Annotated in this window: 11 protein-coding genes and 4 pseudogenes; 11 read left to right on the top strand and 4 right to left on the bottom strand. The window is 69.6% G+C overall.

Annotated features, from left to right (window positions below; translation table 11 throughout):
- Positions 1–89: 89 nt before the first annotated feature.
- Positions 90–515 (bottom strand): hypothetical protein, encoded by a 426-nt coding sequence (locus ACIQZN_RS25335; RefSeq protein ID WP_403998108.1) that lies wholly within the window; start codon positions 513–515, stop codon positions 90–92.
- Between the two features lie 396 nt (positions 516–911).
- On the opposite strand from ACIQZN_RS25335, the gene ACIQZN_RS25330 reads away from it, so the two are divergent.
- The 4 genes and pseudogenes from ACIQZN_RS25330 to ACIQZN_RS25315 form a co-directional block, all read left to right on the top strand.
- The gene (locus ACIQZN_RS25330) at positions 912–1,856 is read left to right on the top strand and encodes a hypothetical protein (protein ID WP_403998105.1); all 945 of its coding nucleotides are present in this window, start codon (positions 912–914) and stop codon (positions 1,854–1,856) included.
- A 113-nt stretch (positions 1,857–1,969) separates the two neighbouring features.
- Complete coding sequence (locus ACIQZN_RS25325) at positions 1,970–2,716, top strand: TIGR02391 family protein (protein ID WP_403998102.1); 747 nt, start codon at positions 1,970–1,972, stop codon at positions 2,714–2,716.
- 123 nt (positions 2,717–2,839) lie between these two features.
- Positions 2,840–3,196 carry a hypothetical protein gene (locus ACIQZN_RS25320; RefSeq protein ID WP_403998099.1) on the top strand — a complete coding sequence of 119 codons (357 nt, stop codon included), beginning with the start codon at positions 2,840–2,842 and terminating at the stop codon, positions 3,194–3,196.
- Positions 3,197–3,277: 81 nt separating this feature from the next.
- Positions 3,278–3,394: pseudogene (locus ACIQZN_RS25315) on the top strand (N-acetyltransferase); the annotation flags it as partial.
- Between the two features lie 27 nt (positions 3,395–3,421).
- Here ACIQZN_RS25315 and ACIQZN_RS25310 read toward each other — a convergent pair.
- From ACIQZN_RS25310 to ACIQZN_RS25300, 3 genes and pseudogenes are all read right to left on the bottom strand, one after another.
- Positions 3,422–4,708, bottom strand: a complete 1,287-nt coding sequence (locus ACIQZN_RS25310) for a hypothetical protein (protein WP_403998096.1) — start codon at positions 4,706–4,708, stop codon at positions 3,422–3,424.
- A 99-nt stretch (positions 4,709–4,807) separates the two neighbouring features.
- Positions 4,808–5,665 (bottom strand): annotated as a pseudogene (locus tag ACIQZN_RS25305) (ArsO family NAD(P)H-dependent flavin-containing monooxygenase); the annotation flags it as partial.
- 22 nt (positions 5,666–5,687) lie between these two features.
- A pseudogene (locus ACIQZN_RS25300) lies at positions 5,688–5,921 on the bottom strand (aquaporin family protein); the annotation flags it as partial.
- On the opposite strand from ACIQZN_RS25300, the pseudogene ACIQZN_RS25295 reads away from it, so the two are divergent.
- From ACIQZN_RS25295 to ACIQZN_RS25265, 7 genes and pseudogenes are all read left to right on the top strand, one after another.
- Positions 5,885–6,199 (top strand): annotated as a pseudogene (locus ACIQZN_RS25295) (phosphotyrosine protein phosphatase); the annotation flags it as partial. The pseudogenes ACIQZN_RS25300 and ACIQZN_RS25295 sit on opposite strands and share 37 nt — an antisense overlap.
- A 187-nt stretch (positions 6,200–6,386) precedes the next feature.
- Complete coding sequence (locus tag ACIQZN_RS25290) at positions 6,387–6,707, top strand: helix-turn-helix domain-containing protein (RefSeq protein WP_403998093.1); 321 nt, start codon at positions 6,387–6,389, stop codon at positions 6,705–6,707.
- Positions 6,708–6,800: 93 nt separating this feature from the next.
- On the top strand, positions 6,801–7,202 hold the full coding sequence (locus ACIQZN_RS25285) for a hypothetical protein (RefSeq protein WP_403998090.1): 402 nt from the start codon (positions 6,801–6,803) through the stop codon (positions 7,200–7,202).
- Between the two features lie 329 nt (positions 7,203–7,531).
- On the top strand, positions 7,532–8,023 hold the full coding sequence (locus ACIQZN_RS25280) for a type IV toxin-antitoxin system AbiEi family antitoxin domain-containing protein (protein WP_403998132.1): 492 nt from the start codon (positions 7,532–7,534) through the stop codon (positions 8,021–8,023).
- Positions 8,024–8,373: 350 nt separating this feature from the next.
- Positions 8,374–9,048 carry a hypothetical protein gene (locus ACIQZN_RS25275; protein WP_403998087.1) on the top strand — a complete coding sequence of 225 codons (675 nt, stop codon included), beginning with the start codon at positions 8,374–8,376 and terminating at the stop codon, positions 9,046–9,048.
- A 567-nt stretch (positions 9,049–9,615) separates the two neighbouring features.
- Positions 9,616–10,581 carry a hypothetical protein gene (locus ACIQZN_RS25270; protein ID WP_403998084.1) on the top strand — a complete coding sequence of 322 codons (966 nt, stop codon included), beginning with the start codon at positions 9,616–9,618 and terminating at the stop codon, positions 10,579–10,581.
- On the top strand, positions 10,571–12,121 hold the full coding sequence (locus tag ACIQZN_RS25265; protein WP_403998081.1) for a hypothetical protein: 1,551 nt from the start codon (positions 10,571–10,573) through the stop codon (positions 12,119–12,121). The genes ACIQZN_RS25270 and ACIQZN_RS25265 overlap by 11 nt, the downstream gene beginning before the upstream one ends.
- Positions 12,122–12,347: the final 226 nt, after the last annotated feature.

The following is a 12,347-nucleotide window of genomic DNA, read 5'->3' as shown; positions in this document are numbered from 1 at the left end:
CTCCACACCTACAACCACCACCGCTGCCACACCGCACTCGGAGGCCAACCCCCGATCAGCCGCGTCAACAACGCTGCGGGTCAATACACCTAGGGCGTGTCCCGGGTCGCCTCGACCACCGTCACCGTGAAGACCGGCGGGTCATCGTCGGACGGTTCGAGCCGGGCCCGGGCGAGTGTCCCGTCCGGCGTCACGGCCCAGTAGGCACTGGGCGGCGCCTCGTCGGCGGGGAACAGCACGGTGGTCCCGGCGGCGTTCGCGAGCGCGGCGGCAACCTCGCTCTCGGGCGGCTGATCGGCGACGCGGTCCTGTGCGTAGACGTCGAGCGACCACGCCACATCCCCGCGGAGGACGTCGTACGTGCACAGGACGGCCGCCTCCCAGTCCCGCGCCTCCTGATCCCCGTCGGCATCGGCCACATCGACGTCCCGCACGGCGACACCGAGGACCCCGGCGAGCGCACGAGCGACGACGCCGGCCGGAACGGCCTCAACGCTCAACAGGTTGTACGCCACGAACGCCTCCCACGATGCTCCGCCCGACCTTCCAAGATCCCCAAGCCCCCCGACCCCCGTACACCGATCACGCCACCCGCTACACTGACGGCCACAACCATGCCTTCGTGGGCCTTGCGGATAAATAGAAACCAACAGGTCAGAGGCGCGCCGGGGTGGCCTCCTGGAACGCATCCTCTTGATTTTGGGAACGCGGATGGGGTCTTCGCAGGTCAGCGGGGATAGACCTGGTGACTGACAACTGAGGTCTTCCCTCTCCATGCTACGCGTCTTCCTGCTGGCTCCCGCCGGACGTTTCGTCCTACCTGAGACCATCGGCGTATGCGGTGTTCCCATGCGTGGGCCGGTCCGAAATTCCTCTCCGCTTGCCGGGTGTGCTGCCCTATCGTCCGGGGCATGGAGTCGCCCATTTCGTTCGAGCATCTGGCAGCTGGGGCACGGGAGTTCGCGCGTCTGGCGTTGGATGCGCATGCCCGCGGGGAGACGGAGGTCTTCCTCCTGGAGGCGGGGGTCAGCATCGAGCGCTTGGCGAAGGCTGCGCTGGTGCAGGTGAACCCGGTGCTGCTCGTGGAGCTGTCCAGTCGTCAGGATGACGCTCTGCTTCACCTCGCGGGGGCTACGGCTCTGCCGAAGAAGCTCCGCACGATCGGGGCCCAGACGGCGATCGATCGGCTGCGGAAGATGGAGGTGCTGCCGTCGAAGGACGAGCAGTTGGACACTCTGATCCAGCTCCGCAACGGTGTCGCGCACCTGGGTACCAGCGTGCCGGAGAATTTCCTGGAGCCGTTCGTCGAGTCGGCCTGCCAGCTCCTCGACCACATGAAGCTGGGACGTGACGAGTTCTGGGGTCCGTGGTCCGGCCTCGTGCGCGTAGCGCTCGACGAGCGTGCCGACCGGCTGGACAAGGACGTCCGGTTGCGTGTGCACAGGGCGTCGTTGCGGGCCCGGGCTCGGTTCGCGGACATGCCGGAGGGGACGCCGGAGCATCTGGCGGCGATCGTGGCACAGCGGGGGCTTGTGGTCGTGGAGGTCGACCAGGCGGGCGGTCCGCTGTTCCAGGCGCTGACGCGGTGTCCGGCCTGCCGGACCGAGGCGGCGGCCCTGTTCCTGAGGGCCCCCAACACCGCGCTGCTCTTCGACATGGAGATGACGGCCGAAGGGCTATGGTGCGATCTGTGTCAGCTGCACCTCGCCACGACGGAAGAGGTGGGGCTGGCGGGGTTGGCCACGACTGCCCGGTACACGGCCGAGGACCTGATCGAGATCGGCCGTGCGGGGGACACATTGGCGCCGGACGCCATCTCGTTCGCCATGCGGCGCCTGCCCGACGACAGCTTCTGAACCACACCCCGTCCGCAGGCGGCCCATGTCGAACGCCGTGGTCTCCTCGTCGGCTGACGTCTCACATGGGCTTTCGGGCCCCTGTTGTCGGTGCCAGGGCGGATGATGCTGGCATGGGTATCGACATCGAGTGGGCGCGGGCCGAGCTCGCAGACTTCCTTCAGTTGACCGAGCTTTTCCGCCCGTCCAGCCCTCCCGGGACGGCCGTCATCACGAACCGGCTTTCCAACCGCGGGAGTCAGGACGAGATCATCGCCAGTGCGCATGCCGTGGAGCAGATCCTCGACCGGGTCCTGCCGGACTGGCGGACGTCCGTCGACGCAGTGGGCAACACTCGGGTCAATCGGTGGTACCAGCATCGTGAGGCGGCCCAGAGGGCCGATGCCGCTCTGGTCAGGGACGCCGAGATCCGTGAGCGGCTGGGAGACGACGCACCTCAGCTCAGTGCGGGGACGATGCACCCGTGGGTGTGGGACGGGGCACGTGCGCTGTGGCGGAGCCGTCACTTGCGTGAAGCGGTCACGGCCGCGGCCCGGCAGGTGAACGCCGAGACGCAGAACAAGGTCGGCCGACGGGACCTGAGCGAGACCAAACTCTTCCAGAACGCCTTCTCCCTTAGCGAGCCGAAGCCGGGCGAGCCGCGGCTGCGTCTGATGGAGGACGACGGCAGCGACACCTTCCGCAGCATCCACCGCGGGGCCATGGCCTTCGCCGAAGGCTGCTACGCCGGTATCCGCAACCCCAACAGCCACGAGGTGAACCTCCCGGAACTGCCCGAGCACGAGGCACTGGAGCAACTGGCCGCGTTCAGCGTCCTGGCCCGCTGGGTGGACAAGGCCGAGGTCGCGCAGCCCAGTTAGGGCCTGCCCTGGCCAGCAACGCACCCGGTCTCACGAGCTGCGGAACTGCCGTGAGAGGGAGCGTTGTCGGCGCCGCGCCGTAAGCTGTGGTCAAGGCGCGGGGCCGAGCAAGGAGGAAGATTCATGCGTCACTCTCGCGTCACCGCGGCAAGCTTCATCGCCCGCGTGCTTGCCGACCCGTACGAGAACGTACTCGGCGGTCCGGACCCCGAAGCCACCCACCATCTCCTGGCTGCCGTCCACGCTGATTTCTGCTGCCCGCCGACCTGTCACTCGATTTCCTGGCAGGACTGTTATGACGCGGCACAGCAGCGTCCCCTGCCACACAAGGCAGGCTTCCTTCTGGACGAGCGCGGCAACCCGGTGCCCATCCCCGCCCACGTGAGAGACGAGGCCGCCGACCGAGCCCGTACGGCCCAGGCCGCCGCGGTCCGCATCCGCCGAAAGGCCCGAGTCATGCCACTCGGTAACCAGGGCTGAAAGCCCGCCGGCCGCGTCCTGCTCCGCAGGGGCGCGGCCGGCCTGTCACTCAGCTGCCGAGGGGACCTTGAGCTTCGGTTCGCCCTGCCGGGGCGCGCAGGGTTCCGGGTGGTCGGCACCCGCGAGCGCATCGGTCGCCACCAGGGCCGATGTCGGGACACGGACCTTGTCGAACGCCGCAGCCCCCGCATCGGATGACTTACATGAGGTCCCGGCTGGTAGATCTCAGACGGCCAGGAAGCGCCTGCACCGGTCGACGTCTTCGGGGCTCAACTGGTTGTCACCCAGGGTGCGCATCACGCTGGTGTCCCACCGTCGTGCTTGGTCTTTAAGCGGCGTCAAGAGCACGGCGAGCGTGAGGGTCTCGTCCGTGAGCCCTGTGTGCTGGCCAAGTTCGTGGTGCCGGAGCATGACGTAGGACATGAAGGTCGCCTTTACCGAGGGGTCGTAGCGGGTCGCGGTTCCCAGGATCAGTTGACGGGATCCACTGCCGTTGATGACGCGGCGCCAGCGCCAGGCGCACTGGTCAAGGGGTGTTTTGCGTACCGCATCGAGCATTTCCAGCAGGAGGCGTCCCCAGTTCGCCCGCTCGCTGGCGGGCAGGAGAGCGTCGAGTTCGGACATGAGGGTGAGGCGGTTCGCCTCTGTCATGCCGTCGTGCATCCCGCTCGTGGCGATGTCTTCGAGGATCACGCGGGTGACGAGGTGGGCCTGATCGGCGGAGGATCCCACGGGCGCCTGAGGCAGGAGCGGGAGGGAGACCCGCTGACCACCGAGCTCGTTGACTGCGTCGGTCAGCGTCCCGGGCTCGGCTTCGAGATCGTGTGCGGCAAGTTCGTAGTAGCGGGCGGGCTCGTCTCCCAGAGGTACAGGCGGCAGTTCGGCCGTGCGGAAGAGGTAGTCGACGACCGCTGTGGTCGACCGCAGCTGGTTGAACAGGAAGTCCCAGTCCCGCCGCACCAGGGCGATGCCCGGCATGCCGCTCACCGCGCAGTCGATGACCGTGTCCGCCGGAACGCGGTCGTGGTCGAGAACGACAACGGCTATCCACTCGTAGTCCTCGCCCCGCACCGTGATCGTGCGTCCGCGGCCATTCTCGAGCTCAGCTGGCGTCGTACGCAGGTTGCGTACCGTCCCTTTGGCCTGCCGCGCGGCCTTGCTCCCCCGGCTCCGCAGCCACGACCGCTCACCGGCCTCGTCCTTGTAGTCGCCTTCGCGGCTCTTGATCTGCACACTTGCGCCCCGGCTGCCAGCCAGGAGGATCCGGTCCCCGATCTCGCGTTGGCCTGAGGAGACCTTCCGGATCGCGGAGCGGAAGACGAAGTCAGGCAGGCCCCACATGGCGGCTGCCTGATGGGCAGCGAGCTCGGCGCCCGTGCCCTGGTCGACACCTTCGGGAAGCGGGAGAGCCGCGGGCACCGTGCGGACACACACGCCTGTGGGTGTGTCGACGATGATCTGCAGTACCTGTGCGCCAGGAGCCGCTGCCGGCGCCGCGTCGTCGTTGTCCATGGCCTCATTAGACGGCAGACTGGCCGCGTGCCACTGGCACTTTCCACAACGAGGCAGTACTCAGTGCAGCAGCTCAGCGATTGCCCGGGTGGCGTCGCGGGCGGGGCGGAAGCCGGTGCACCAGATGATCGCGTCGGCCTGGGCGGTCATGCCGTCCGCCCAGGCGATCCCTGTGGGGGTGAGACGGATGAACATGGGCTGGGCTTTGAGGAGTCCGGCGTCGCGCGCGGCGCGGACCAGCGGGACGGTGACGATGTCGCCGAAGGAGGCGATGCCGCCGGAGTCGGTGCGGCCTTCGTCGAGGGCGCGGCGGCGGGCACTCGCCACGTCGAACAGAGCGCGGCCATCGATGTCGTCGGCGAGATAGCGCGGTTCGCGCAGAGTGACCCAGGTCAGGTCGGTGTCGTGGGCGTGGTCGGCGGCGACCTGCGCGCCGGAGTTCCCTCTGCCGACCACGGTCACGCGCTGCCCGGCGAACGCCGCGGGATTGTCGTACTCGATGGTGTGGAGCTGGCGGCCCCGGAATCTCCTCTGCCCGGGCATCGCGGGGACTAAAGCGCGACCACGTCCCTGTCGCGCTGATGACCGCACGCGTCTGCCAGGTGCCCGATTCGGTCTCGACGCGCAGGAGGTCGCCGTCACGGTGGACACCGGCCACGCGTACGGGCGGTGGACGGGGAGGTCGTAGCGCTGCTCGTAGTCGGCGAGGTAGGTGACAACGCGCGCGGCATCGGGGTAGGTCACGCCCGGCTGTGAAGGCATGAGCCGGCCGGGCAGGGACGAGTACGCGGCCGGGGAGAACAGGTGGAGGGAGTCCCAGGTGTGCCGCCACGCCCCGCCCGGGGCATGCTCGGCGTCGAGGATGACGAAGTCGAGACCGGCCCGGCGCAGGTGGTACCCGGCGGCGAGCCCGGCCTGGCCACTGCTGATCACCACCACATCCACGACCCGTCTCACGCGGACGGCTGCCCCGTCCCAGCTCCGCCTTGCCGCGCGTGAAGATGACCGCGGCCAGGGCCAGCCCCACCACCGCGCTGATCAGCTGCATGGCGACGAACGCGGGAACGGAGACGGGGGCGATGTAGGAGGCGACGGCGACGGGCGCGAAACGCAGCCGGCCGGTGCGGGCCAGGCCGAAGATCAGCAGGACCAGACCCGCGGTCGCAACGACCTCACCGAGCAGCAGGTTCCTGGCGCGGCGGTCACGAGAAGATCAACCCCGCCGCCGTGGCCACGATGGCCGAGGCCGGCATCGACATCTCCGGCCAGACGCTCAAGGTCCTCACCCTCGATGCCGCCCAGGCGTCCGACTACATCATCACCGTGGGCCGCGGCGACGCCTGCTCGTACTTCCCCGGCAAGACCTACCTTGACTGGACCCTTGAGGACCCGGCCGGCCAGGACGTCGAGGCAGTGCGCCCCATCCGCGACGAGATCAGGACCCTCATCGAGGGCCTGATCGCCGACATCGGCGCCAAGCAGAACACGTAGGCGGCCCGCCGACCGCAGGGGCGGGGACCGGAGCGCCGGAACCGCACCTGACGGCTCGCGAAGTGCGCCGCGCGTCGCCGCAGCCGCCCGACCTGTTGTTCCATACTTGCACCACTATGCGGGCTGACCCCGGCAAGGGGTTTACAGAGAAAGGCGTGGACCCATGGGCACGTGGGATGATCCCGGCATGCCCCGGAGCAGCAACGATCAGGTCCCGCGCCACTATGCGGTGGCCGGGAACTGGCCGCACGCTGCTCTGGCCGCCGACGCTCCCGTGAGCGCGCACTACGGGCAGTCGCTGGCCCGCAACCTCGAGCGCGCCATGACGTCCAGCGGGCACACCTTGCGGACGCTGGCGGACGCCACGGGTGTCACGCACTCCACCGTCAGCAGGGTCGCCAACGGCAGGGTCATGCCGGACCTGGGAACGATCGCCAGGCTCGAGGCCGCGTTCGGGTTCCAGCTCTGGCCGGGTCCGGCGGCTCTCCCGCCGGAGCCCTCCGCCTGACACCACACACCGCCCGCCCCTGTTCGGCCGCCTTCCGCGTGCGCCGCGCGCATGCGCGGAGATGATTTCTCCATGTGCATGTATGGACCGCTGATGCGTCGTTGGGTGTATCTGCTCTGCTTCGGGCCCGATCATGAGCTCCTGACGGTCCGACAGGAGCCGGGCGCCGAACCGGCTCTGCCCCGGACCCGGCGGCGGGAGCGCGAAACGTACGTGCAGGCCGCCTCGCGGCTCATGACGGCCTGCACGATGCGGCCGGGTGACGCCGTCGCCCGTATCGGGTCCCTGCCCCTGTGGTCACCGGCCGGCCGGTGCGAGATCCGCGTCTTCACCGGGCACACCCGCGAGCTGTTCCCAGTCCGGGCGGGCGGCTGGGAGCCATGGGAGGACGTCCTGCCGCGCCTCGCGCATCCGGTCAGCCCGGAGCTCGCCCTGTTCGCCAAAGGCTACGTCAGGGGCTGGATCCCTGACGGCTGGACCACACTGGACCCCTGAGGCCCCGGCGCCCCGACCCTCTTACCTCTTTTCCGGGGGCCAGTTCGACGCTCCCACGCCCCCTCTTCCTTTTCCGCACAGACCGCACTGACGCTGAGTTACTGATGTCTTGCCGAAAATTGCAGGTGAGGCGCACTGGGCACACAGGAAGGTGTTGCGCGGCAGCATCCCCTCCCCTCCTTTTTCGTTTTTTGTTCGAAGGCAGATCTCTCTGCTTTTTGCACTCCTGAGGGGGTATTTGCAGAGAATCCCTTCCTGGCTGAGGTGTTCCCGGATAATCTCCTCGCGGATTGCAGGAACTGGAATGTGCGGGAGGTGTTGTGGTGCAGATGCGGGCAGCGCTGGCCGTTCTGGCGGAGCTGAGGTCGCTGGCACTGGGTGACGAGCAGCAGCTGACCGCGGCCGAGGAACGCCTCGTGCGCGCCGAGAAGGAACTCGCCGCGGCCCGCACCGCGTGCAGTTCCGCACAGACGCGGGCGGAGGTCTCTCGGCGGGTGGCGCAAGGCGTCCAGGAGCTGCTGGGCGATGCGGCGCAGCCCCCTGCCGACAGGCCGGAACCCGTCCGTGACCGGGCGTCGGCACGGCCGGGGCCCGCCGGGGCACAGCCGACGATGAGCCAGGAGATCCTGGGGTTCGCACGGACGCGCGGCTGCGCCTTCGTGCGCAGGGAGATCGCCCGCCACCTCGGAACCGCGCGGCCGGACCTGCAGCCCAGCGGACTGAGCCCGGAACTCACCAGGCTGGTGCGCACCGGGGAACTCGTCCGGCCCTCGCCTGGCGTCTACAGCATTCCTGCACCGCCCGGGGCGGGTGACGCCTGACGCCCCGCACATCACCGGAACAGCAAAAGAGGTATGTACGCGCGAGTGCCGCCGGGGCTGGAAACCAAACGGCGGCACAGGGACGCGCGTCTTTTCGGGCTCACGCACCGCGTTCATCGTAGACGCTTTATGGCGTGCACGCGAGAGCCCCGAGATAATTCGGCCCTCATGGGCCGGGAAATGGGCTCACCATGTCTTTCTTCTCAGAACCGGATTCCGGCACCGGGACCGGTGCGGACGCCTCGACACCCTTGTGGTCGGCACCGAACCCGGACGCTGTCCGGGCGTCGCGGGGGCCGATGCCCAGTGGCCGTTGCAGCCCGTCGAAGCAGATCAGCACCCTGGTGGCCTTGGCTCTCCTGTCCCGGCCGGCGGACCAGGAGAGCCAAGGCCCGGTGCAGCGTCACGTGCTGGCACGGCACGCAAGGATCAGCGAGGCCACCGTCGGCGACTGCATGGGCTTCCTCTCGGACGTGGGCCTGGTGCGGGCCAGCCGCGGCGTGTACGCGGTCACGGACGCTGGAAGCGAGTTCGCCGAACTGTGGACGCGGGATTCCGCGCGGGCCCGGCTCCTGCTGCACACGCTGCTGGCAGTCCACTGGTCCGCCGCGGCCGCCGGCCAGCATCTGGCCGAAGGCCCCCTGCCGCAGGAGGAACTGGCCACCCGGCTCCGCACGGGCCTGCCCGGGGTGCCGCTGCGCGGCACGTACCTGGTCGAGTGGCTGGTGATCGGCCTGGTCCTGGTCCGCGACGAGCAGCTGCGCGTGCACCTCGCGCCCGCCGGGGGGGCGGCACCGGCCCAGGACAGTGACAACGGCTGCGCGGCGCAGGAAGGCCTAAACGCCGAACAGACCCTGGGCTTTGGGGAGGCCGGGCCGGGTCCCGATCCGGCCGAACCCTCCTCGGGCACCGCCCTGCTCGGACTGACCCGCCAGGACATCCAGGCCCTGCCCGACACCCGCTACACGGCCTTCCTCGACGGCATCCTGCAGAGCCTGCGCGGCGCCCACGCCCCCACCGCCTGACCGCCCACCGAACCGGGTGAACCGCAGCGGGGTGGGGCCCCCCCCCCGGGGCGGGGGGGGCCCCCCGGGGGGGGGGGGGGGGGGGCGCGCGCGGGCATGGGGCGGGGGGGGGGCGGGTGTGTTGCCACGCCCCCCCCCCCCCCCCCCCCCCCCCCCCCCCCCCCCCCGCCCCCCCCCCCGGGGGGGGCCCCCCCCCCCGGGGGCGGGCCCCCCACCCCGGGGGTGGCGGCTCGGTGTCCGCGCGAGGATCTGGAGCCTGGGCGCGGAGGGTTCGATCCCCTCGCCATCCACCCCCGTCGGCCAGCATGACACTCCACACCGGAAAGGAACCAGCACTCATGCCCAACACCTGCCTGAACCCAGGGCGCTGAACGAGCGTCAGGACGGACACCGAACAGGCGATCCGCCCACCGCATGGGCGCCCCCGCGTTGCGGACGCCGGAAATCCTCCGCACCGTGGTGCATGTTCGCACCACCCATGTGGAGGTTCCCCCATGCCCCGTCCACCGCACCCGCCGTCTCCGTCAGACCGACAGCCATGCACAGCGCCCGGAAGGCCGCCCGGCCGTGGCCGGTGACCCCACCCTCGCGGACACGGTCAGCGAGGTACTCGCCGACTGGCAGGACCTTGTCGCGCGCGGGGAGATGTCCGAACAGACCCTCAGCCGCTTCGGCCAGCTGCTGCACCGCTTCGAAGCATTCGCCGTGGTCCGCGGCACCCAACTGCTCGGTGACCTCGACACCGCTCTGGCCGCACAGTTCATCGACGCCCACGGCCGGACCCGGCACGGGAAGGTGGCCCCGGCATCACTGCCGACCCGGCACCTGCGCCGCAGCGTCCTGCGGATGTGCTTCACCACCGCCCGCCGACTCGGCCTGACCGACACCGACCCCACCCGCGACATCGACCTGCCACCCCGGACGACGGGTGAGACCCGCCCCCTGGACGAGGCCGAGGCCGTCGAACTGCGGCGAGCAGCCGAGTTCACCCACCACGCCACCCGCCACGCCGCCGCTGCCGCGCTCGCCCTGGCTGGCGGGTTCAGCGGCGAGATCGGCCACATCACCCCCGCCGACCTCGACCTGCAGACCGCGCGGGTGTGGCTTCACGGCTCGACCAAGACCCAGCCCCGCTGGTGCCCGCTGGACACCTGGGCCACACACGTCCTGACGGCCCGCGCCCACCACATCCAGGCAACGGCCCCGCCCGGACACGACCCACTGCACCTCCCGCTCACTGTCTCCTCACGCAATGGCACACCCGAACAGATCCAGGCCCGCGTCTGCGTCGCCCTGCGCGACCTGATCAACCGCATCGGACTCGGCGCCGACACCGCGGTACGGCCCGCCTCCATCACCGCGTACGCCGGCCGGGAGACCCTCACTCGCACCCGGCACATCGAGGCCGCAGCCCGGCGCCTCGGCATGACATCCCTCGACAGCACCGCCGCCCTCATCGGCCACAACTGGCGCGCACACACCGACAACAACCACACCCCCGCACACAACGGAGGCAACCGCAATGCCCGATGACCTCTTCGGTGACCGCATCCACCACGCCAAACGCAAGAAGACCGCCCGCCGCGCCTGCGAATCCGATCTGCGTACCGTCTCCCGACGCGTCCGCGACGTCGCTCGGTTCGAAGACCTCTACCGCCTCGCTGCCACCGTCGAAACTGAACCCGGCCCCCGCCAGGGCCGCCCACCCCAATACCCGCCCTACGTCTACGTCCTCTTTCTTGCACTGCGCGGCATCCACGGCTCCGCCCGTTACTGCGCTGGCGACCTGCAGGACCAGGAGGTCTGGCGCACCATCCGCGAAGGCGTCGCCCACCACCTCGGCAAGGACGAGGCCGAACGCCTTCCCTGTACAGGCCCCTCGCGCCACCAGTGGCAGCACGCCCAACGCAAGCTCCTCATCCCGCGCCTCGAAGCACTCAACGCCTCGTTCGCCGACCTCTCCCTCGCCCAGGCCCTTCGCCAAGGCCTGCTTCCGGCCGGCTCCCGCCGCTGCTGGAGCGGCCCTGAGCGCCACCAGCTCATCTCCGGCGACGGCACCGTCGCCAAATCCCCCACCCTCTCCACCACCCCCTACAGCACCGATGCGACCACCGGCGAGATCCGCCGCCACCGCGTCGACCCCGCCTCCTCCTGGCAGAAGGAAGGCGGAGCCGACCGCAAACACGCCACCGCCGACCGGACCACGACCGAAAGGGGACCGAACGCTGACGACGACGCCAAGGAGGCGATGGTCCTGGGCACCAAGTTCGTCGTCTTCTCCACCCGCCACCGCGGATACTTCCGCCGCGTCTTCCTCAACTACGCCCACGTCCCCCACGACCAGGAAGGCGGCGAAGCCGCCGTCGCCCTCAACCTCGCTTGCGACATCCTCGACGCCGCCGACGGCTGCATGGGAGTCCTGTACGACGGCGCCTTCCGCGGCATGCACCGCGACGTCATCGCCCGCCGAGGCCGGCTCCTGATCAACAAACAGCACAAGGGCACCCAGCCCCGCTACATCCGCACCATCGACCACCGCCGCTGCCGCCACGAACTGTGGTCCGCCCAAGGCCGCGCCCACGAACGCGCCTACCTCGACGACGGCACCAGCGCCCTCGTCCCCCTTCCCGTCCGCAAACTCGAACGCCGCACCAGCACCCACACCCACCGCTGGTACCACCTGGTCACCATCCCCTGCTCCCGCGGCCCCCACGAACACCGCGAACCCGTCGGCATCACCACCACCCCCGGTGAACGCGACGAGGGACACAGCGACGCCGAAACCGGCTTCCACCGCGCCGAACACCTCCTGCAGATCCCCGACAACACCGCCGTCCACCAACACCTCTACGGCGGCCGCGAAGACTCCGAGGCAGGCTTCTCCCAGTTCGACCGCTCCCTGTGGAACCGCCGCATGATCGCCTTCGGCGCCGAAGCCCAGAGCCTCGTCGTCCTCGGCTTCCTCCTCGCTCAGAACGCCACCAGCGCCGCCCGCTACCAGGAAGACCCCGCCTACAACGACGCCACCACTGAAGCCGCAGACACCGACGACCACCCGAACAACGCCCGCTGACCAACCACAGGAACCAACGCCTCAGCACACGCCCCGCATCCGATCCGCTAACCTGTCAGGGACCGCCCTCAGCGGCGGTCCCTTGCCGCAGCACGGCTGTTTGCTTACTCAGAGTATTCAGCCACGTTCTACGCAAGGCCCTGCCTTCGTGGGATGTGTCTAAAACTTCAAAATCCCAGGTCAAACCCGTTCCTCATCTAGATCACAAAACGTGATTCTCGATTCT

The organism is Streptomyces sp. NPDC097595 (assembly GCF_044761525.1).
Taxonomy (GTDB): Bacteria; Actinomycetota; Actinomycetes; order Streptomycetales; family Streptomycetaceae; genus Streptomyces; species Streptomyces drozdowiczii_A.
Note: the sequence above shows the minus strand (reverse complement) of the source record. Positions and strands in the feature narration are given on the sequence as shown.

Coding starts and splice junctions, on each gene's coding strand:
- ACIQZN_RS25330 (WP_403998105.1), top strand. CDS start 912: ATGGAGTCGCCCATTTCGTTCGAGCATCTGGCAGCTGGGGCACGGGAG.
- ACIQZN_RS25325 (WP_403998102.1), top strand. CDS start 1,970: ATGGGTATCGACATCGAGTGGGCGCGGGCCGAGCTCGCAGACTTCCTT.
- ACIQZN_RS25320 (WP_403998099.1), top strand. CDS start 2,840: ATGCGTCACTCTCGCGTCACCGCGGCAAGCTTCATCGCCCGCGTGCTT.
- ACIQZN_RS25310 (WP_403998096.1), bottom strand. CDS start 4,708: ATGGACAACGACGACGCGGCGCCGGCAGCGGCTCCTGGCGCACAGGTA.
- ACIQZN_RS25290 (WP_403998093.1), top strand. CDS start 6,387: ATGCCCCGGAGCAGCAACGATCAGGTCCCGCGCCACTATGCGGTGGCC.
- ACIQZN_RS25285 (WP_403998090.1), top strand. CDS start 6,801: ATGCGTCGTTGGGTGTATCTGCTCTGCTTCGGGCCCGATCATGAGCTC.
- ACIQZN_RS25280 (WP_403998132.1), top strand. CDS start 7,532: ATGCGGGCAGCGCTGGCCGTTCTGGCGGAGCTGAGGTCGCTGGCACTG.
- ACIQZN_RS25265 (WP_403998081.1), top strand. CDS start 10,571: ATGCCCGATGACCTCTTCGGTGACCGCATCCACCACGCCAAACGCAAG.